The sequence below is a fragment of the Microcoleus sp. PH2017_34_RAT_O_A genome (assembly GCF_020737885.1).
Classification (GTDB): Bacteria; Cyanobacteriota; Cyanobacteriia; order Cyanobacteriales; family Microcoleaceae; genus Microcoleus.
The window spans coordinates 24146-44957 of the sequence record NZ_JAEQDD010000066.1; the positions used below are offsets into that span (position 1 = coordinate 24146).

A 20812-nucleotide genomic window follows, 5' to 3' on the forward strand; every position below is an offset into this window, starting at 1 on the left:
TTGCTATATAAGGAGTCTACTAAGACAATTGGGTCGTTATCTTGTGCCAATCAGATCGGACAGCACTATAAGAAAAAAATGCTTTTTACAAAAATGAGATCCACCCTGGATTTGGGAATTATACCAAGCACAAACAAATATTGCTACAACACAATTATTTAGTGGAATGAACGTCCAAGTTGTTTCCTCAAATATTCTCGCCTGTGCGTCGTTAGCTCGATTTTAGATTTTTTCGGGTACGAGCGATAACGACACACCCTACAAAATAAATTTGGAAAATTGCTATTATTTACGACCAGTCAACAAATAAGTAACCATGTATCCCTTGCCCTTAACTTGAATCGCCCCTCGCTTCTGAAAAGTGTATTTATTCTTTAATATTTCGTAGGTTTCGGCGGTGACTTGAATGCAGCCGGTAATCCCGTGGGATTCCATGCGCGAAGCAATATTTACTGTGTCGCCCCAAAGGTCGTAAATAAACTTTTTTAAGCCGATGACGCCGGCAACTACAGGGCCACTGCTAATTCCGATCCGAATGCTGAATGGTTCGGAATGATTTAAGCTCAGAAACCGGATTTCTTGTAGCATATCGATCGCCATATTCGCCACCGCCTCGGCATGATCCTCTCGCGGAGTAGGTAAACCGCCGACAACCATGTAAGCATCACCAATAGTCTTAATTTTCTCCAAACCGTGGCGATCGGCTAAATGATCAAAAGCTGAAAAAATATCATTGAGCACGGACACTACCGCAGTCGCTGAAATTCTCGACGAAAGCTCTGTAAAGCCCACAATGTCGGCAAACATCACCGTTACTTCCCCAAAACTTTCGGCGATATTATGTTCATTGTCTTTCAAACGCAGGACGATCGCCGCCGGCAAAACATTCAGCAACAGTTGCTCGGATTTCGCTTGTTCCACTTCCAACTGTTGGTAAGCAGCCTGCAACTGTTCGGTTTGGAGAATTCTTTCTCGGGCTAGCTTTTCGATTTGGGCGGTGCGACTCAACGCTGTCAGCATATATGTCACCGGCAGCAGAGTCCACAACATCCCCATACTCAGAGTTCCCCAAGAACGCCAGTGCTTGCGAGTCTTCCGAATTTCCGGCGTTGCAGACACGTATAAAGACCACTGGCTGCCGCTAATTTTCAGCACCCTTTGGCAAGCCGCATACTGCGGGCCTGGATTGTCCAGAATCGGGCAGTTTGACCTTTGAGTTACTTTCGCAGCGGCCGATGCGGTGAACACTTGTTGGGTGGAGGATTGGAACAAAGCCGCAAATTGCGGAATTTGCCCGTCAGCAGCCCGATTTTGCAGAACGGGGTCGGGCGTTGGCGGTAACAACGGCAGTGCTTCTGGCTTGTCTGGAGGCTCGCTGGCGAGATAAATGGTGAGGTAGTCGGTATTGCGTCCTTTTAAAGAGGTTTGGAAAATATCTTTGCCTTGAAATACGCCCAGAACAAATCCTTGTAGCAGTTGGCGGCGGGATTCCAGGGTAGTCGGTTTAGTGCTGTTTTCGTAAATCGGAACTATTACCAAAAGACCCACTTCCGGCGAATTGCGCTGAATTAGACCGTCGTAGCTGGTGACAATCATTTCTCCAGTATCGCGCGCGCGCGCGATCGCAGCGCGAATTTCTGGGTGGGAAGTGAGGTCAAATCCCAATGCTGTCTCGTTTCCCGCCGTTGGTTCGACGTAAAAAGCTGGGAAATATTCCGAACGCTGGCCGGCCTTGCGGAGTTCTCCCTGGGGGCCGCGCTCTGTAATCTGGAAGCTGGAGTCAGTTTCGGTTCTGGCTTGGGCTTCGTAGTTGGCGCGCTGGGAATTGGGAACGCGGGGGGCCCAAGCCAGCAGTTGCAGGCTGGGGTGAACGGATAGGGGACGGCCGACAAACCGAGCAAAAGAAGAACGTTCGACGACGCTAAACGCTTTCATGTAGTCGCTGAGGGCGAGAACTGCGTCTAAGTCTGAGTTGAGTTGGCGTTCAATGCCGATCGAAATATCGTCGATGCGGCGGTGCATTTCGTAGTCGTGGCGCCTGTCTTCCCAGTCCCAAACCAAGGCAAATGCCAGGGCCGAGAATCCGACACCCAAAACAAGTGTCAACCCGGCTGGAATGTAGCGAGACCAGGATAAAGGTAGTTTTTTCAGCATAATTGCCTAGCGAATAAGGGCAGCAGATGAGCACACCGCACAAATGAGATTAATTTCGGCGTCTCAGTGCCGTTAATTCAAAACCCTGATAACTCAAGCACCGACGGCAATTGGGGATTAAAAGAAGACCGTACGTTTTATCTAAATTTCCATCCTTTACCAGAAAGAATTGGTTGAAAGCCCGCCCGCCGGAGCGGGAGAAATTAAAATCAGAGTATTCATTACTCCAATCCTCGGACTTAAGGGTAGAGGTCGCTCTCAAACTGTCAACTGTCAATTGTCAACTGTCAACTGTTGAAACCGGAATTTCAATCCAGAATTCTGCTCCTTGTCCGGGCGCTGAGATGCACCGCAGACTTCCCTTATGTTTTTCTACCACAATCTGATGGCTGATGGACAATCCCAAACCTGTTCCAGACCCAACCGGTTTCGTGGTAAAAAAGGGGTCAAACAGGCGCTTGCTAACGTCTTCGGTCATTCCAGGGCCGCTGTCGGCGATGCAAATGACCACGCGATCGCACTCGCCGACATTGCTTTTACTATTGTTCAACCCAGCTTTTTTCATTTCAGTACGAATCACGATCGTCCGGGGTTGTTTGCGGTTTTCCACAGCGTCAATTGCATTGCTGATAATATTAAAAAACACCTGATTTAACTGCCCCGCACAACAGTAAATTTTCGATATAGTTCCGTAGTCTTTAATGATTTCAATTCGTTTTTCTTGAGTGTCGTGGTGCAATCGATGCTGCACAATTAACAGCGTACTCTCAATTCCTTCGTGAAGGTCTGCTAACTTTATTTCTGATTGATCTAATCGCGCAAAATTCCGCAGCGACAATACAATATCACTAATTCTTTCTACTCCTACTTTCATAGAATTTAGCATTTTTGGCAAGTCTTCCTTGAGGAAATCAAACTCTATTTGCTTCAGTGTTTCGGTAATTTGCTGAGCAGGAGACGGGTAATAGTGCTGGTAGAGATTCAAAAGTTCTATTAAGTCGTTAAAATAGATGTTGGTGTGAGAAATATTGCCGTTAATAAAATTTGCAGGATTGTTGATTTCATGGGCGATACCAGCCACCATCTGCCCGAGGCTAGACATTTTTTCTGATTGAATTAATTGGATTTGAGTATGTTGGAGTTGTTCGTAGGCTTCTTGCAATTGAGTTGCTTGTTTTCTCAATTGAGATTCCGAAGCTTGGAGTGCTGCTGCGGAAATTTTGCGGTTAGTAATATTTTCAATCATCCCTAAGTTGTAAATAGCTTTTCCTTCCCCGTCTCGGATCAAAGTAGCTGTCACATTTACCCAAACAGTTTTACCTGTAGCCGAAATATGGCGAATTTCGATTTGATAGCTCGGAATTTCTCCCCGATTGAGAGCGGCAGCAGCTTCGAGATTGTTTTGACGATCTTCGGGATGCCCAATTTCTATGAATGTTGTACTCAGCAATTCTGCTGCTGTATATCCCAGCATTTCGCAGTAAGTTTTATTGACTCGCACCAACTGGCGATCGTCTAAATTGGCTAAATAGATACCGATGGGTGCATCTTCAAATATTTTGCGAAATAGTTCCTCGCTGGCCCGGACTTTAGCTTCAAGTGAAAGCCGATCGGTGATGTCTTCCAAAGTACATAAAATGCCGACGACATTGCCGTAATTGTCATGCAAAGGTATTTTATTTGCATCCATCCAGCGCTGGGTGCCGTCGGCTTGCATTTGAGGTTCAATAATGTGATATTCAGCGGTATTTTTTGCCATGATCCGGCAATCGCAATCTCGGAAAAATTGTGTTTCTTCTGGCTTCCAGGGCATATCGTAGTCCGTGAGACCGGTGATTTCAGTGGGATGATTTAAACCTGCGATTGTGGCAAAGTTTTTGTTACCTCCCAAGTAAACTGAATCTAGATCTTTCCAGGCGATTAACTGAGGGATGTTGTCGATCACCAACCACAGCATTTTTTTGGATTTTTGCAAAGCTTCTGTGCGTTCTAGGACGCGCTTTTCTAGTTCTTGATTGGCTTGTTCCAGGGCAACTTTTGACTCGCTGAGGGCGATTTCTGCTACCTTGCGATCGCTAATATCGATTGTCACCCCTTCCCAAAGTATCTCGCCGCCCGGTTGCAGTTCGGGGCGAGCAATGGCGCGAATCCATTTCAGTTTTCCCGATCGCGTAACGATCCGCCCTTCATATTTCCAAGGTTGTAAATTTTTTCCGCAAATTGTGAGTGACTCTTGCATCGGTTGTAGGTCTTCTGAATGCACCAACGACCACATTAAATTTGAGTTTTTTTGAACTTTTTCTGGAGTTAATTCATAGAGTTCCCAACAGCCGGGACTGACATAAATGAATTCATTGGTACCGTCGAGATGCTGCAAGTATTGATAAATCATTCCCGGCAGGTTGCCGGCCATTTTTTGGAATCGGGCTTCGCTTTGTCGCAGTGCTGATTCGGCAAGTTTGCGATCGCTAATGTCGATCAACAAACCATCCCAAATAATGTCACCTTTTTCGCTCAGTTCGGGTCTGGAAGCCCCGCTAACCCACTTGATGCGATCGCCAGGTAACACTAATCTGCCTTCCCACCGCCAAGGATCTAAAGTTTTAGCTGAGATGGCCAGAGTTTCGTGGAAGTTTTGTGCATCCTCTGGGTGAATCATTTCGATCGCAGGAATAGCTGACTTTTGCAGCACCTCTGGTTCTAATTCGTAGAGTTCGCGACAGCCAGAACTGATGTAGGGGAATGACACAGCGCCGTCGGCTGCTAGCTGAAATTGATAAATCATTCCCGGAACGTTGGCGGCTAGTTTTTGCAACCTCGCTTCGCTTTGGCGGAGTGCGGTTTCTGCTTCTACGCGATCGGTAATATCATAAAATGACGATAAAATTGATGCTTCGCCCTTAAAATTAATCGCTCGCATCGACATCTTTGCCCAAAAGCAACTGCCATTTGCTTTCTTGAGGCAGATTTGATCGCTGTCGCTAAAGCCGTGTTTTTTGACTGATTCTAGCAATTGATGGCGATCGCCCGCATTAGCATAAAAGTCGATCTTTTTGCTAGCGATCAGCTTGTCTGAACTCAAACCGAAAGTTTCTCCGAGGGCAGAATTTGCGTACAAAATTGCGCTGTCTGAACGGCGCGTAATGATCGTAGGAATGGGAGTCGCAGTAGCGATCGCCCGCAATCTTTCTTCGCTTTCTTGCAGGGCTGTTTCGGCTGCGACTCTTTGGGTAATATCGTTCTGAACTCCGATAAAATGAGTGAGGTTTCCGTCGCCATCGAGGACGGGGGAAACAGTTAATTCGTTCCAAAAAGGTGTTTTATCCTTGCGGTAATTCTTGAGAATTACCTTAACTTCTGTTCCCGATCGCAAACTGCTGCGGAGTCTGTCTAATTCGGCGCGATCGGTATCCGGGCCTTGCAAAAACCGGCAGTTGTGTCCAATGACTTCTTCCCGGGTGTAGCCAGTCAGTTTCTCAAAAGCAGGATTGCAATATATAATAGGTCTGTCGAGCCTGCCAGCATCTGCGATCAGGATGCTGTTGCTCGACGCTGCGATCGCCCTTTCTAGGAGAGACAGGTGGAAAGAGTCTGTTGTCATCGGTGGCAATACACACACTCCGAGGGAGCGGACATGAAAATAAAAAAAATATAAATAGCTTCAGGCATTCTTATTTTATTATCTTATTTTTAATTTAGCCTAACAAACTCAGGAGCTCCAAAAAGCCGACGGGGAAATTAAGAGCGGGCGAATCAAACAGCGGGCGAATCAAAGAGCGGGCGAATGGATGAGTCCGAGCGGGCGAATCGGGAACAGCGAATCGATCGGGAACAGCGAATCGATCGGGAACAGGAACAGCGGGCGAATGGAATTCGCGCCTATACAAACAAAACCCGCCTCCGCGGGTTGAAGAGCGGGCGAATGGAATTCGCGCCTATACAAGAATACGCTTGGGTTAACGTTTTTTTATCATTGCGAGCGTCCCGAGTATTGCAATCGCAGCCTATACAAACGAAGTCCGCCTCCGAGGTGTCAAGAAAATAACATAATTTTAACCGTACGTCCGATCTTCAACCCGCGGAGGCGGGTTTCGTCTGTGTAGACGCGGTTTCAACCGCCGTCCGATCGCCAATCGCCAATCAAAAATCGAAAATCGAAAATCGAATAATCCATCTAGATTGACAAGGCCAGGCTAGAACCCTGAGCAGTTTTGGTGACTTCTATCCTGGCTTGAAAAGCTTCTTTGAGGTGCGGCATATGGGTAACGGTGAGGATGCAGGCGAAGTCAGAGGCGATCGCATTAATGGCAGCAATTAGGCGATCGCACCCTTCCGCATCCTGAGTCCCAAATCCCTCATCAATAATCAACATTTGCAAAGCCGTACCCGCCCGCTGAGACAGCAATCTCGCCAGCGCCAGCCGAATCGCAAAATTAATCCGAAAAGCTTCGCCACCCGAGTAAGTTTCATAGGGACGAGTACCGCGAGCATCAGCAATGAGAATGTCTAAAGTGTCAATCAATTTAGTTGCTTTTTTAGAAGCAGCCGCCCGCTGAGTAATAAATTGCACGTGCAACTGATTCGCGCTCAATCTCGACAATATCTGATTAGTTTCAGCTTCCAGTTGAGGCAAAACATTTTCAATCATCAAAGCTTGAATCCCGTTCTTGCCAAAGGCTTGACCCAACTCTTGATAAACTTTGTATTGGCGTTTAGCAACCTGCATTTGCTCTTTTTGAGCTACAAGCTGAACTTGCAAAGCTTCCAGATTTTGCTGCTGTTGTTGGAGGCGTCCGAGACTTCCCAAATGTTGGTCTAGCTGCTGGCGGCGGCGGCCCATTTGTTGTTCGATCGCACTTATTTGAGCAATCGGATCGGGATGTTCTTGCAACTGCTGGTTCATCGCTGAAGTTTGAGCGGTGACAGCTTGCAAATCGCGATCGCGCACGGCGATCGAACTGGCGATTTCATTAACCCGCTGCTGCACTTGCGGGAATTGCTGAGTTGCCGATCGCAATTTTTCAGCACGGGCGATCCAAAACTGCGTTTTACGCATTTCGCTACGGACGTGTTCGTGCTGTTCCAAGTTATAGCCAACTTCCGCGATATATCTATTTAAAGACAGAATTTGCTGCTGAATTTCCGAGCTATTTTTTTGCTGTTCAAACTGTTGCTGTACGGCGGCTAATTGAGTTTGCAAATCCGGGCGGCGGCTGTTAATTTTATTAAGTTTCTGCTGAGCGTCTTTGATTTGAGCTTGCTTAATTTCCGCCCAGCGCAAACGCTTTTCATCGCTGCGGGCGAGGGAGTGGCTGCGATCGCTATAATTGAGCTGTTGCAGTTGCTGTTCAATTTGCTGAAGTTCCCTCAAATCATCAGATCCATACTCGCCAGTACGCAACAACCGCTCGATTTGGGCAGCATCTTGACGCATACTTTGCAGTCGAGTTTCATCTTGGCCCAGGCCATCCAATTGAGCTTGCAAATGGCTGCGGCGTTCCCGCAATTCTTGGTAAGGCGCTAATTCCTGTTCTAGTTCGCGGTATTCGTGTCTGAGGACTTGAATTTCGCGCTCGGAAACTGCCAACTGTTCGCGGACAACCCACAGTTGATTCCAGATTTCTTGCTGTTGGGAGTGGTGCTTGGTGACTACCAAATTCCAGTAGTGTTCGTCTAAAGGTCGATCGCACAAAGGACAGGCGCCAAAACCCGAATCGCGCACAATTAAAGGCGAATTCGCTTCCTGAGTTTCCCCAAACTGGGCAGCTTTACCTTCCCCCGCGCTAGTTTCTGCTTCATTTTTCCGCAACAGTTGGAGTTTTTGGTCAATTTCCGCGAGTCGGGTTTGATAGTCGCGGCTTTTAGCTTGCAGATTTTCTAGAAAGCTGTGCCTTTCTTGGCCTTTTTCGCGGACTCGTTCCTGATAAACTCGCTTGTTTTCCAACTGGACAATTTGATGGGCGATGGCCGAGATTTCCTGCTGCAATTTCGGCTGTCGCTGCTGTTGCTGAACTTGCACCTGTCGGTTGATTTCGGCTAAGCGGGCGGTTAAACCGGCATGGGCGCGATCGAGCTTAGTTTGCGCCTGCTGCTGCTGTTGGAGTAGCGGCGAAACTTGCAGTTGCAGTTGTTCTAGTTCGTTAAGGCGCGATCGGGCTGCTTGCAACTGTGCGAGTCCTTTGTCAACCTCCGGCTGCTGCTTGAGAACATCTAGAACATCTTTTTCATCTTGTTCTAAGACATCTAATTGAGCTTGCAACTGCTGAATTTTGTTTTGCAAAAGGCTCAATTCTTGCCGTTGCTGTTCTTGCAAGTTTTGGCGCTGATTTTGCGCTTGTTGGTGAGCTTTGAATTTTCCAGCCTGCGTCTCTTCTGTGGATTGTAAACTCTGAAAATAGGCAATTCCTGCTGTTATCTCATTTTCTTGGGCGAGCAGGGCTTGCAGCTCGTGTTGCTGCCGCTTGGCGGCTGCGAGTTCTTGCTGCAAGCGGCGGCATTCTTGAGAGATATTATAGTGTTGTTGCTGGTGGCCGGCGAGGAGTTTTTGCCAAGTTTGGCGGTTGTGGTGCTGGAGTTGCAGTTGCTGCAAATGTGCTGTGTCGGCTTGCTGCTGCGAAGAGAGCAAATCGGTTGCTTGCTGCAATTGAATTTGTTCGGATGCGATCGCTTCTTTTTGTTGCAGTTGCTCTTGGGTTGTCTGCAAGCCGTGTTTTAGGACTTCGACTTTGGCTTTAAAATCTCTGGCTTTTTCCTTGGCTTGTTCGGATAAAGTGTCGTATCGATCGAGTTTGAGGAGGTTGGCTAAAACTTGCTTGCGCTCGATCGGCTTTTTGAGCATAAACTCATCAGCACGCCCCTGCCGCAAATAAGCCGAGTTAATAAAAGTATCGTAATCTAGCTTGATATGTTCGAGAATTTTCTGCTGAGTATTTCTCAGCCCCTTGTCAGTGAGAGTGCGAAAACTGAGTCCATCCTGAGTTTCGGCCCAATTCAAGCTAACTTGAAATTCCAAACTTCCCGATTGTCCGCGCCGGCGGTTGCGAATCACCCGGTAGATTTGGCCGCCCGTAGAGAAAGTGAAATCAACTCGGACATCAATTTCGCCGATATGGATGATATCGTCTTCTGTATCGCTGCGACAACTGCCCCAAAGCGACCAGGCGATCGCCTCTAGGAGAGAAGATTTACCAGCACCGTTAGGCCCGCAAATGCAAGCAGTGTGAAGTCCGCGAAAGTCTAAAGCAGCTTCGCGATAGCTGAGAAAATTTTTGAGTGTAAGTTGTATAGGAATCATTTAAGGCCATCGCGCCATACAATCTATTTATAAATAACACTATTTGTACGCTGTTGGCTAGTTATTCAATCCAGATCCAGCACAATTGTCAGTGTATCTGCAATTTCTTCCATAATTGTTTCCGAAAGGCTTCCGAGTTGTCGGACAAATCTTTGTTGGGAAACGGAACGGACTTGAAAAGTGTCGGCGGCTGAGAGTTTAGCCAAGCCATTTTCGCTACTTGGTTCTAGTCGAACCATCCAATTTCTCTCTGTATATCGTTCTTTCCAGTCAGTGATGGGGACAATCACTTCAAGCAGCAAAATTCCCACAGTTTCATCGCTAACAATTACTACCGGACGAGTTTTGCCGATTTCTGCGCCAACAGTAGGCTCAAGTGCAACCAGCCAGATTTCACCTCTACGCATTAGTCTTGACCCCAGCGTTTAGGTATTCTTCCTCGGATTCAAAATATGGTTCGCTGTCTGGCGACCACAAATCATGTAAAGCACCTCCCGGCATATAATCCTTGACTGCTGCTTCTGCTGCGGCTCTGAGTCTCAGCTTTCTCTCAGCTTTGCGCTGGGCTTTTTGTTCTATGTCGTCGCGCATCATCCGCGAAGCTGTTTCGATGATTTCTAGGCGTTCTTCTGCTGTCAGATTTTTGAGTGCTGCTAAGATTTCTGTTTTGGTCACGGTTTTTTTGGGTGGTGGGTAAGAAAGTGCGATCCAACCATCATTATATCTTTGAGGAAAATCCATATCGGCGATCGCAGTTCAATTTTGGGTGCATCTGGTTTTTGAAGCCTGAAGAAGCATGACCGCATATAAGTTATTAGTTATAATCCCATATTGATTGCGGTCATGCTTCGCCCCTACGGATATAATTCCCAAATTGAGATACACCCAAAATTTTGCACCTCATCCTGGGAATTTCGGTGTTCTCCAAATTGCTTTTTCTTGTACGGGCGATCGACTTTACCAGAAAAAATTGGTTTAAAGCCCCAAGCCCGATCGCCCTTGAGAAATTAAAAGAAGACTATTCATTACTCCAATCCTCTTCCTTCTAGGTAGAGGTCGCTGTCAATTGTCAATTGTCAACTGTCAACTGAATGAAGGATAGTTGTTGGGATTTTAAACGATCAAATCCTCACTTGTTGCTGCTGCATTTAACTCCCCATCAGCAGATACAAAAGTCATCGCCGGCAAACTGTTAGCTGTGCAGAGGTTATTTATGCTACAGCCTGTTGCTAGCTGCACAGCATCATAGCCTCGCAATCCGTAGGTTTCAGCTAATGCCATTGCAGAGTTAATAATACTTTCGGTGAATTCTACAACTTGATAGTCAGATTGCAAATCACTCCTGAACTGATTGCACGCTGCTGTAGCATCTGTCGCATTGATACTTCTGCCACGCGACCTTCTCGTAATTGCAGCAACAATTTCCACACTGGTAATTCCAGCAATCAATATATCGTTGTTAAGTGCAGGATCGAACAAATTCAAATGCTCTGGGAGTAAGTCGAGCATTTACTCTTTCAAAGTAATCTTATAAATACTAAATTTTACGCCCGAAAGGTACTGCGCGATCGATTTGGCTCTTATTTCGTGAGTCCTCGCCGGACGACGAGCGAACTCGTGTGTTATTTCTTGTGGCCACGGCAAGGAGTAAGGAAGGCTAAAGGATCGAAGTCTAGATTGTAGGCGGCCCCATCCGCGAATCGGTTACATCCCCACGGCTCTTATCACGGGGGATGCAAGCTCGTTTTTCGTTAACAGACTTGCGTCAAGATTACTTGCACAAATTTATATCAATGCCACGAAAAGAAATCCTTTCGGCAAACTCCCAAATGCCGAAACCTTAGAGCAACTGGGATTAATAGTTGTGCAAGAAAACGCGCCGCTAGACACCAAATTTACCAACCCAAAAAATTCTAGGGAAACTCCCAGAAATGATGGCACTTTAGAAATTCCGTTATCCAGCTTAAAAACTACTATTTTGGAAAAAATCAAACAGTCTGCCAATCTCACAGAGCGATCGTACTCCGCTGCCAGAAAACCTGCGATTGGCGCAATTTATCCCTTTCTATCATCTGATGCCTTATGTGGATGTGATGGTCACAAATGGCGGATTTGGCGGTGTACAAATTGCTTTATCACATGGAGTTCCTCTCGTTGTAGCAGGTGCAACAGAGGAGAAACCGGAAATTGCGGCGCGGGTGGCATGGGGTAGCGTCGGCATCAATTTGAAAACGGGAAGACCAGCAGCTAATTACAGCTTATAAGACTGGACATCAAAGAGAAATTTACAACAATTATTTATAATCCTTGATCGATACCCAAGCCCGTAATACTTCAGCAACAGTCCAAGCTTGCGCGATACAACCCCGTGGAGTCATCGGCGCATCGCCATCGAAGATTTCGCTACAAGTGCCCAAACCGTGGGCTGTCAAATGATGTGCGATCGGTTCTAAAAATTGTCTAGCCTGAGTAGGATTTTTATACACCTGCAAATGTGCCAACACAAACGAACCTAGCAGCCAGCCCCAAGTCGTGCCCTGATGGTAGGCTCCATCGCGTTGTAACTGGCTTCCGCCGTAGTGTCCTTGATATTGGGAATGGTTGGGATCCAGAGATCGCAAGCCGTAAGAGGTTAATAACGATCGTCCGCAAGTATCGACAATTCCACGTTGTAGATCGAGTGTCAAGAGCGGTACATAGCCCTTCGCGCCCATTCCTGGTAACGATACGGCAAAGATTTGATTCGGACGTAAAGACGCATCATCGCCATCGGGACTGTCGAGGACATCGTAGCAATAACCCAGAGCGGGATTCCAGAACCTCGAAAATTTTGCTAAAGTCCGATCGGCGAGTGCTTCATATTCTTTATACGGTTTGCCAAGCTGACGGGCAAACTGAGCAATCGATCGCAAGGCACAATACCACAGCGCATTAATTTCGATCGGTTTACCAATACGCGGGGTGACTACCCAATCGTCTACTTTGGCATCCATCCACGTCAATTGCACGCCCGATTCACCAGCGTACAGCAACCCATCGCTAGGATCGAGGTGAATATTGTAGCGAGTGCCGCGACAGTGCCAATCGATAATCTCTGCCAGTACGGGAAAAAGTTCGGATAATAAGTCATCGTCGGCGGTGGTATCGTAATAACTGCGAATCGCCTCAAAGTACCAGAGCGTGGCATCGACAGTATTGTATTCCGGCACGTCACCCGCATCAGGAAAACGATTTGGCAACATGCCGCGATCCATATATTTAGCAAAAGTCCGTAGAATCGATCGAGCAATTTCCGCTCTTCCCGTTGCGATCGTCAATCCAGGCAGACTAATCATCGTATCGCGTCCCCAATCGCCAAACCAGTGATAACCCGCAATGATGGTTTTACCATTGGGTACGTCGGGCACCGGACGCTCTACAATAAACTGGTCGGCTGCTAATACGAGTCTATCGATCCAAGCCGGACGATCTGGTTTAGAAGTGGGGGTTGCGGGTCGATCTAGTTTCCAGGTATTGAGGAGTTTGTGCTGGCGATCGCGTTCTAATTTGAGTGCTGCTGTCCCATCTAGATTGGGCTGTGGGTCGGTACTAGCGACAAAAACGATCGATTCGCCCGGATTGAGGCTAACTGCGAAGGTGGCGGCGTGGAGGTGGTCTTCGCGATCGCTCAAACCGCGATATCGTTCGATCGCTAGATCGAAATCATAGTGCCAATTATGGGCGGGGGTGGCATTCGCGAGATCGCTTAATAAGTATAGCGGTTGAGCACCAGCATTGGCAGTAATACAAATGCTGCGATGCTCTGCCAGAGCCACTTTGCGAACGCATGGCTCGACGCTCATTTCCCAGCCAGTGCTGTGGGTATCACCATGATAATCGCGATAATTCACCAAGGCTTTGAGCGTTAACTGTAGCGGTTGAGTGGCGCGGCTCAATGTATAGCGAACATAGGTAGTATTGGCTCCCCACTGCATCCAGATCCGTTTCTCTAACAGAGCATCACCGCAAGCAAATCTCCAAGTGGGGATAGTACCTTCGAGGGCAAAACTTTCGATGTGACGATAGCCATGCGGCTCAATGCTGCCATTTGCCCAACGATTGGTATGGATGTCGTAGGTGAGATCGCCATATATTGCCACCTCATCCAACTTGGCAAGCAACAAGGTTCTACCCAAGGGTGGATTTAACGCCGCAACTAGCAAACCATGATAGCGTCGAGTCAACAGTCCAGCTACCGTACCAGAAGCATAACCCCCAATCCCATTGGTTAGTAACCATTCTCGCGTTTGAGCATTATTTAGATCGCCACAGATTTCTCGCCCAAATTCGATATTCATTTTGCGATTCACTCAACTAGATTGTGGATGTGGCAATGGCTAATAGCATCCGATATTTTAGATTCTATTACCCATTACTTGCGACCTAATTTCGACAACAACTCATAAGTTAGCAACTCGATCGATTAGTGTTGTCGGCTGAATAATTGCAGATTTACAGCACTAATATAATTAGCATCGGCTTGAGTTTCGGGAGCTAGTTGTTTTAATTCGATGTCCATTGCGATCGCGCTACGCTGTTCGGGAGGCACCCAATCTACCGAATTTGACTGAACTGCGCCTTCACTGTCAGTTACGATAAATCGGATTACTTCAACCGATCGATCAATCGATCGCCAACTCGTAAAGCATTAGCAATAATCGTCAATGTCGGATTGACAGCCGAACTGGAGGGGAAAAAGCTGCCATCGACTACATATAGATTATCCACATCGTGAGTGCGACAGTTCAAATCCAGCACTGACTTAGTGGAATCTGTCCCAAAGCGACAGGTACCGCACTGGTGTCCCACCGATGGTAACATCATCATATTGCGAGGATAGATACTAAACGGAATCGTCTGCTCTACCCGATCGACTTGTTTGAGCGTGTCAATCCAGCGTTTTGTCAATCGATCGCTGGCTGCTAAATTATTCGGCGTGTAGTCCAGATAGAGCCGATCTCCTCCGACGCGCACCCGATTTGTAGGATCGGGTAAGTCTTCAGTTTGCAGCCACCACCCGACCGTTCGATCTGCGATCGTCTTGAGTTCTGCCTCCGGTCGTAGTTTGAGGAGTGGGGCTAGGAGCGCAGGAGCTTCGGCTGGCAACATATCTGCTAGGACATTGCCCGTATTTTGAACTAAACCCATCGGATAGGGAAAGTCGGGTTCCCCCCAGTAAAAATCGCTAATACAAATGGTTTTTTGATAAACAGCAGAATTGAGTTTCGGACTCAGTTGTACCAACGCCGTACAAATGTGTTTCATCAGATTGCGTCCCACAAGATCGGAACTGTTTGCCAAGCCATGAGGATGTTTATCGTTACTCGATCTCAGTAGTAATGCCGCCGAGTTAATCGCCCCGCAAGCAACCACGATAATATTGCCTGTAAAGGTTTGCAATTCGCCGTCAATCTCTGCTTCTACTTGCGTCACTTCCCGCCCCGAAGCATTAGTGAGCAATCGAGTTACCTTGGCTTCCGTCACCAACGTCACATTATGATGATGGCGGATCGGTTCGATACAGTTGACATCAGCATCCGCCTTACCCTGCGTCAGACAGGGAAAACCGTCGCAAGTATTACAGCGAATGCAGTTACCCAAACTTCGATCGACTTCGTTGAGTTTCAATCCCAACGGTAGATTAAAAGGATGCAAACCGACAGTGGTAAACGCATCCGCCAGCTCTTGCAGCCTGGGTTCGTGACTGACGGGCGGGTAAGGATAGGGCTGAGTGCGTGCGGGTTCCGTGGGGTCGCTACCTGCTTGTCCATGCACGTCATACAGTTGCTCTGCTCGATCGTAGTAAGGAGCAAAATCGGCATAGTTGAGATCCCACGCTGGAGAAATACCATCTTGATGCGCGACGCTTTCAAAATCCCGTTCGCGCATTCGGAGTAGAGCCGCACCGTAGACTTTAGTGTTACCCCCTACGCAATAGTTCGTTGCTGGACGAAAGGCTCGATCGGATTTGTCAAACCACTGTTCTTGGGTATGATAGCGTTCTCGCTGGTAGACTTCCAAGGCACTCCAGTTTTCCTTTTCCCTAGGTAAGAATGTGCCGCGTTCGAGAATTAAGATCTTTTTACCGCTAGGAGCCAGATGATGTGCCAGCGTTCCACCGCCTGCACCAGTGCCGATAATGATAACATCGTAATGTTGGTTAAGCATGGTTTTCATCTCTATTGTTCTTGATAGTTCCACAACAAACCACCATCAACGACTACTGTCGAACCAGTGATATACCGAGCGTCATCTGAAGCTAGAAAAGCAACTACCGCCGCAATATCATCTGGTTTTCCAAATCGACCTAATGGAATATTTTTAAGCAAAGGTTGCAATTGAGCGGGGTTATTTAGTAGCTGTTGATTGATTGGCGTTTCGATCGCACCTGGAGCCACATTATTGATAGTAATACCCAATCTTCCCAGCTCTACCGCCAGATTTCGCATCATCATTTTCACGGCACCTTTACTAGCACAGTAAGTAGTGAAGTGTGGAAATGGTAATTCTTCATGAACGGAACTAATATTAATAATACTGGCGCGATTTTTGCCCGTATCGATTTGATGTTTGACGAAAAACTGTGTAGCAAAGAAAACTCCTTTGAAATTGATATTCATAACCGCATCAAAATCTTGCTCTGTTATATCCCAAAAGTCAGAATGTTTTTCAATCCCAGCATTATTAACCAAAATATCGATCGTGCCAAAATGTTCGATACTTTCAGCAACTAAACGCCGTACATCATCAACCATTCCCAAATCTGCACCGATACTATAACCCCGATCTCGATCGCAAAATCCATCAGCCATCAAGCAATTACCGCCGATCTCATTAATTGCCTTCAGCGTTTGTTCCGCGCCTTCAGGATTGGAACGATAATTGACAACAACTTTCGCGCCTTCCTGTGCCAATCGAATTGCAATACCTTGACCGATACCGCCACTACTACCAGTGACTAAAGCAACTTTTTCATTCAGTTTCATGATTTTTATTGTGAATTGATAGTTTGACAGCAAATCGGACTGATACACTCAGTAGTATGATTCGGGCAAAGCTTACTGCAAATTTGTCTCTGCACCTTCCGCTGCCCACTGCGTAAAAGCTGGTCAAGCTGCAATAAATTTCATTGCCACCCCATTCATGCAATAGCGTTTACCCGTCGGTTTGGGGCCATCTGCAAAGACATGCCCCAAATGTCCGCCACAGCGACGACAATGTACCTCAGTTCGAGTCATTGCAAAAGCTCGATCGATCGTCGTTCCAATAGCACCCTCGATCGGGGCATAAAAGCTCGGCCAACCCGTACCACTGTTATATTTAGTAGTAGAGGTAAATAGTGGCAAATTGCAGCCAGCACAGGCAAAAGTGCCGTTACCATGCTCCAAATCCAGGGGGCTACTACCCGCACGTTCGGTGCCATGCTGACGCAACACTTCAAATTGAGCTGGTGTCAAAATTTTCCGCCATTCTTGCTCTGTTTTCATAATTGCAAACTGATGATTTTCAGCTATTTTTATGGTTTTTCCTTGAACTTTGTTCGGTAAATAATCCGACAACCAAATCGAACCGATCGTCGCAATTCCAGCAGATAAAAAATAACGTTTTTTCATAGGATTAATCTACAGATCGAGAACTACCCTTGCCGTTTTGGGATGAGAAATACAGATGAGTACCGAACCTCGCTCTACAGTCGCACTTGGTTGTTCTTGATACTCCACTTCTCCTTCAGCAATCTTGCACGTACAGGTACCGCAAATCCCTGCACGACAGCTATATTCAGGTCGCAGACCATTTGCTTCGGCAAACTCTAAAATCGTCCCATCGGCAGGATTCCAAGTATGAGTTCGACCAGATTTACTGAAGACAATTTCTTTAGTATCGCTAGTTGCTGTGGTTACAGATTCACCCGCTTTTGCTGGTTTTGGCATTGCCTTGGCAAAGGATTCAAACATTACTCGCTCGTCTGCTACCCCCCACGTTCTCAATCCATTTCTAATCGCATCCATAAATGATGCCGAGCCACACAGAAAGTAATCTGCTTCAGTGGAACCACACAATTGCTGCATTTCTGGTGCCACTATATTTTGAATCAGAGCAGCATCGACATATCCACGCTGGTGATAATGTCCGATATCTGTTGCCATCGGTTGGCTATAGCAGTAGATAATATGTAAATTAGAATGACTGGCAGCGAGGGCATTAATTTCATCGCGAAAAGCATGATTTTGGCTATCTCTAGCACCATGTAAAAACCAAATGTGTCGCAATGGATTTAGTTGCATCGCCGCTTTTGCCATACTAATCATCGGCGTAATTCCTACACCATTACTAATTAAGATCGCAGGTTGGGGATGGTGAAGATTGAGTACGAATTTGCCAGCCGGAGGTTTTACCCAAATTATCGAATCTTCTTGGATGCGATCGTGCATAAAATTAGAAGCAATTCCTGGAGGTAGATCGGTACCGACTGGTGCAATTTCTCGCTTAATCGACAGGCGATAATAAAGTGGAGATTGATGATAATCGGATAGAGAATAAGTGCGGATTACTGGCTCGGCTCGCTCTGGCAAATCGAGTTTTATCGTCAGAAATTGTCCCGGCATAAAAGCCGGAATCGGCTCGTTATCTTCAGGATGTAAATAGAAAGATGTAATATTATCGCTTTCGCTTACTTTCCGCATGACGATAAATTTTCGCCAATCATGCCATCCCGAATTTAATGATTCTCGATCGCCTAAATCGTTAGACTCAACTTCATTATCTTTATTACGCTTACCCGAACTCAAACCGATCGCCGCACCGATAACAGAACTCGCTAACGAGGTGTAGACAACTAGCTTACTTGCTGATTCGGGAGTTGTCTGCTTTGGAGATTTGAGTAATTCTAAGGCAAGTCCAGCAGGAATTGTGACTAAACTGCCTAGAAAGATACCAGCAGCGATCGATCTAATAATGGGATTGGAAATTTTTTGTATATTTTCTAGCATTTTCTAATTCCTCGTTGGCATAGCTTCTTTCCAATAGAATCAAATTAATGGGCAAATATTTGACTGAATTCTATTTTGGTTATAGATATTACTTGTTGGCATCAACGATCTTCAGAGCAGGTTTATCCAACTTTTCATGGCAGTAAATATTGCTAAAATATAGATAGTGGGCAACAGCTCCCGCTCGTCGGCAAACCCGACGATTTTGGTTAAGATAATGCCCACTATCCAGTTCGATCGAGAGACTAAGAATACTAAATTCTAGAATCGATCGCAGAGGATATTACTTAACTTCACTGGGATTGAACCTAGCAATTTTGCCTTTTTTGACTGCCACAACCACATCGAAAACAGTACAGAGTGAGAGTGTAGTGTCATTCTTTTTACTGTACAGATTAACTACCATGCCCGCACCACCTGGTTGCACGCCAATTGGACTGAGATCTTTGGGATATAGTTTGCGGAGTAAGTCTCCACTACCTGGTTTACCTTTAACCGCTGTAATTTGGTCGATCTTTTCTTGCGTAGTTTCAGTTTGAGCGATCTTAACTTCTTGGGCAGATGCTTGGAGAGAATTAGGAGCGAATGATTGGAAGGGAACGGTGGCGATGGCGATCGTACCCAGAGCGATTGTTGTCAGCAGAAAAGAAGTAGCTTTCATGTTGTAAATCCTAGAATTGGGTTGTAAAAATTAGAAGTGAAGTCGAGTATAAAGATCGACTATTTTGGGATCGATGGTGCAGACTGAGGTTGTACCAGACAGGTTTGTTTGTCACATTCATATTTGTATAGCGATTCTACATAGGGCTTTTGCCAACTCAGCGGAATTTCCAACAAATCTCGCGTGCCAGTAAACCCCTGACCGATAAATAATAGTAGTGCCAAGCAGTTGAGAATGATATGGACGTTGCGCCAACGATTGCTGCGATCGCGATAAATATCTTGAATAATCGCTAATGAAAAAATCATTAACATCGCAGCAACGATCCCATAGTAATAATGGGAGACATACCATTCAGATTCGCGTCGATAGATCTCTGGTTGAGAACCGATCACTACTAAGCCCATTCCCGTTAATGTGGCAAATATGCCCAGCCAAATCTTTTCGCTCGATCGATATAAAAAGAACAGCGCTCCGCTAGTGGCGACGAACATCATCAGGATAAATACCACCCGAAATGGTTCTTTAATCCAAGCTTGTTGTTCGAGTATTTTTGAGAAGATCGGATGTGCCAGTCCAATTAAGGACAGCACTACAACCGAGCCGCTCAGCCATCGACCCAAATCTACGTGCTCTTTGCCTACAACTCCAGGAATTTGACTTTTCCCACCAGTTGCCACAGCTAGCCGTCGTTGGCGGGTTTGCCATGCCATTCTCACTACCATGCCGATGAGGGGGAAAACTACGGCAACGGCGAAAAAAGGATGCAATAGCAAGAATAGATCGTTGGCATTCATAAAAATAAATCCACAGCAGAAGATCGACTATTAACGTCAGTTAGCAGTTCGTTTTCGACTGGCGGACTGGGGAACATAGATGCTCCCAAAATCCCAACTTCTCACTCGAAAAATGCTACTAGCAACTTGGGTTATTAGTATCATCGCAATGGTTTTTTAAGCACGCCTGAAATGAACTTAATAATTTCCTGAATTTTTGGGTATAGATCTTTCAGCCGATTCTCAGCTAATTCTCAGTAACTGTCACGACACGTCAATTCACTGACATCTAACATCTAATCCTCGTCACGATCTAAGATTGCATCAGCCAGCGTCTTTGCCGCCTTACCCTGCAAGGCATCACCGTGCCGGTAGTGCCCTGAAGGAAAGGATCGACAGAATAAAACTGAATTCAAATAAAAGTAGACATTTAGAGTTGTAAATTATCATTGTAATGATGTACAAAGCGCCAAATTGCAGCAATATGATTTTCTAATTTTTTAGAGAAGGCTAAGCTCTTTCTTACCAACCCTTGATACTCGTTGTCGAATAGTACAGTTGAAGCGCTCGATATAGCTAGTAAAACCACTATCTTTATCTACACTTCGATGACGTTTGCTGGGCAATACAGAATCATAAGCACAAAGCGTGATCGGTATAAAATACTGCACATTGACGGTAAACTGGTGGCATTGAATTCCATAAAGATTGAGCCGATACTGCGCTACGATCTCCAATATGTACACCAACAATTTCCCTAGTCTGGGCATCCAATGCCAGCCAGACACACTGCTGATTTCCTTTACTATCAACGAATGACCATAACTCATCCATCTGAACATTCAAGCGCTTTTTTTCTTTGGGAGTCACTTCCACTTGCTTCTTAACAGCAGCCGCT

At 46.2% G+C, this 20812-nt stretch carries 16 protein-coding genes and 1 pseudogene; 1 reads left to right on the forward strand and 16 read right to left on the reverse strand.

The window, feature by feature from the left end; all coding sequences use genetic code 11:
• Positions 1–285: 285 nt before the first annotated feature.
• The 7 genes from JGK11_RS21280 to JGK11_RS21310 form a co-directional block, all read right to left on the reverse strand.
• The gene (locus tag JGK11_RS21280) at positions 286–2154 is read right to left on the reverse strand and encodes an adenylate/guanylate cyclase domain-containing protein (RefSeq protein ID WP_293180494.1); all 1869 of its coding nucleotides are present in this window, start codon (positions 2152–2154) and stop codon (positions 286–288) included.
• A 280-nt stretch (positions 2155–2434) separates the two neighbouring features.
• Positions 2435–5755 carry a PAS domain S-box protein gene (locus JGK11_RS21285; protein ID WP_293212745.1) on the reverse strand — a complete coding sequence of 1107 codons (3321 nt, stop codon included), beginning with the start codon at positions 5753–5755 and terminating at the stop codon, positions 2435–2437.
• A gap of 94 nt (positions 5756–5849) precedes the next feature.
• A complete protein-coding gene (locus tag JGK11_RS21290) occupies positions 5850–6041 on the reverse strand; it encodes a hypothetical protein (RefSeq protein WP_293180499.1) in 192 nt (63 codons plus the stop codon).
• Positions 6042–6328: 287 nt separating this feature from the next.
• The gene (gene sbcC / locus JGK11_RS21295) at positions 6329–9448 is read right to left on the reverse strand and encodes an exonuclease subunit SbcC (protein ID WP_293212747.1); all 3120 of its coding nucleotides are present in this window, start codon (positions 9446–9448) and stop codon (positions 6329–6331) included.
• Between the two features lie 65 nt (positions 9449–9513).
• A complete protein-coding gene (locus JGK11_RS21300; protein ID WP_293212749.1) occupies positions 9514–9855 on the reverse strand; it encodes a type II toxin-antitoxin system PemK/MazF family toxin in 342 nt (113 codons plus the stop codon).
• On the reverse strand, positions 9848–10189 hold the full coding sequence (locus JGK11_RS21305; RefSeq protein ID WP_293212751.1) for a hypothetical protein: 342 nt from the start codon (positions 10187–10189) through the stop codon (positions 9848–9850). The genes JGK11_RS21300 and JGK11_RS21305 overlap by 8 nt, the downstream gene beginning before the upstream one ends.
• A gap of 372 nt (positions 10190–10561) precedes the next feature.
• On the reverse strand, positions 10562–10957 hold the full coding sequence (locus tag JGK11_RS21310; protein ID WP_293212753.1) for a type II toxin-antitoxin system VapC family toxin: 396 nt from the start codon (positions 10955–10957) through the stop codon (positions 10562–10564).
• A gap of 494 nt (positions 10958–11451) precedes the next feature.
• On the opposite strand from JGK11_RS21310, the gene JGK11_RS21315 reads away from it, so the two are divergent.
• Positions 11452–11712 carry a nucleotide disphospho-sugar-binding domain-containing protein gene (locus tag JGK11_RS21315; RefSeq protein ID WP_366053941.1) on the forward strand — a complete coding sequence of 87 codons (261 nt, stop codon included), beginning with the start codon at positions 11452–11454 and terminating at the stop codon, positions 11710–11712.
• A 30-nt stretch (positions 11713–11742) separates the two neighbouring features.
• On the opposite strand, the gene JGK11_RS21320 is transcribed toward JGK11_RS21315, so the two are convergent.
• From JGK11_RS21320 to JGK11_RS21360, 9 genes and pseudogenes are all read right to left on the reverse strand, one after another.
• Complete coding sequence (locus JGK11_RS21320; RefSeq protein WP_293212757.1) at positions 11743–13785, reverse strand: amylo-alpha-1,6-glucosidase; 2043 nt, start codon at positions 13783–13785, stop codon at positions 11743–11745.
• 125 nt (positions 13786–13910) lie between these two features.
• Positions 13911–14036 carry a hypothetical protein gene (locus tag JGK11_RS21325; RefSeq protein ID WP_293212759.1) on the reverse strand — a complete coding sequence of 42 codons (126 nt, stop codon included), beginning with the start codon at positions 14034–14036 and terminating at the stop codon, positions 13911–13913.
• Positions 14037–14092: 56 nt separating this feature from the next.
• On the reverse strand, positions 14093–15664 hold the full coding sequence (locus JGK11_RS21330; RefSeq protein ID WP_293212761.1) for a GMC family oxidoreductase: 1572 nt from the start codon (positions 15662–15664) through the stop codon (positions 14093–14095).
• Between the two features lie 2 nt (positions 15665–15666).
• A complete protein-coding gene (locus JGK11_RS21335) occupies positions 15667–16473 on the reverse strand; it encodes a glucose 1-dehydrogenase (RefSeq protein ID WP_293180515.1) in 807 nt (268 codons plus the stop codon).
• A gap of 123 nt (positions 16474–16596) precedes the next feature.
• Positions 16597–17100 (reverse strand): peptide-methionine (R)-S-oxide reductase MsrB, encoded by a 504-nt coding sequence (gene msrB, locus JGK11_RS21340; protein WP_363319228.1) that lies wholly within the window; start codon positions 17098–17100, stop codon positions 16597–16599.
• 9 nt (positions 17101–17109) lie between these two features.
• Entirely contained in the window at positions 17110–18477 is a 1368-nt protein-coding gene (locus tag JGK11_RS21345) for a 2Fe-2S iron-sulfur cluster-binding protein (RefSeq protein ID WP_293207981.1), read from the reverse strand.
• A gap of 283 nt (positions 18478–18760) precedes the next feature.
• Positions 18761–19138, reverse strand: coding sequence for a hypothetical protein (locus JGK11_RS21350; RefSeq protein ID WP_293212763.1), 378 nt, complete (start codon positions 19136–19138; stop codon positions 18761–18763).
• Between the two features lie 59 nt (positions 19139–19197).
• Entirely contained in the window at positions 19198–19935 is a 738-nt protein-coding gene (locus JGK11_RS21355; protein WP_293180524.1) for a DUF4079 domain-containing protein, read from the reverse strand.
• Positions 19936–20344: 409 nt separating this feature from the next.
• A pseudogene (locus JGK11_RS21360) lies at positions 20345–20812 on the reverse strand (IS1 family transposase); the annotation flags it as partial.

Bases quoted from the DNA above. Each gene is read 5' to 3' on its own strand.
- JGK11_RS21345 (WP_293207981.1), bottom strand. From the start codon at position 18,477: ATGCTAGAAAATATACAAAAAATTTCCAATCCCATTATTAGATCGATC.
- JGK11_RS21355 (WP_293180524.1), bottom strand. From the start codon at position 19,935: ATGAATGCCAACGATCTATTCTTGCTATTGCATCCTTTTTTCGCCGTT.
- JGK11_RS21320 (WP_293212757.1), bottom strand. From the start codon at position 13,785: ATGAATATCGAATTTGGGCGAGAAATCTGTGGCGATCTAAATAATGCT.
- JGK11_RS21285 (WP_293212745.1), bottom strand. From the start codon at position 5,755: ATGACAACAGACTCTTTCCACCTGTCTCTCCTAGAAAGGGCGATCGCA.
- sbcC (WP_293212747.1), bottom strand. From the start codon at position 9,448: ATGATTCCTATACAACTTACACTCAAAAATTTTCTCAGCTATCGCGAA.
- JGK11_RS21305 (WP_293212751.1), bottom strand. From the start codon at position 10,189: ATGGATTTTCCTCAAAGATATAATGATGGTTGGATCGCACTTTCTTAC.
- JGK11_RS21330 (WP_293212761.1), bottom strand. From the start codon at position 15,664: ATGAAAACCATGCTTAACCAACATTACGATGTTATCATTATCGGCACT.
- JGK11_RS21300 (WP_293212749.1), bottom strand. From the start codon at position 9,855: ATGCGTAGAGGTGAAATCTGGCTGGTTGCACTTGAGCCTACTGTTGGC.
- JGK11_RS21350 (WP_293212763.1), bottom strand. From the start codon at position 19,138: ATGAAAGCTACTTCTTTTCTGCTGACAACAATCGCTCTGGGTACGATC.
- msrB (WP_363319228.1), bottom strand. From the start codon at position 17,100: ATGAAAAAACGTTATTTTTTATCTGCTGGAATTGCGACGATCGGTTCG.
- JGK11_RS21335 (WP_293180515.1), bottom strand. From the start codon at position 16,473: ATGAAACTGAATGAAAAAGTTGCTTTAGTCACTGGTAGTAGTGGCGGT.
- JGK11_RS21280 (WP_293180494.1), bottom strand. From the start codon at position 2,154: ATGCTGAAAAAACTACCTTTATCCTGGTCTCGCTACATTCCAGCCGGG.
- JGK11_RS21310 (WP_293212753.1), bottom strand. From the start codon at position 10,957: ATGCTCGACTTACTCCCAGAGCATTTGAATTTGTTCGATCCTGCACTT.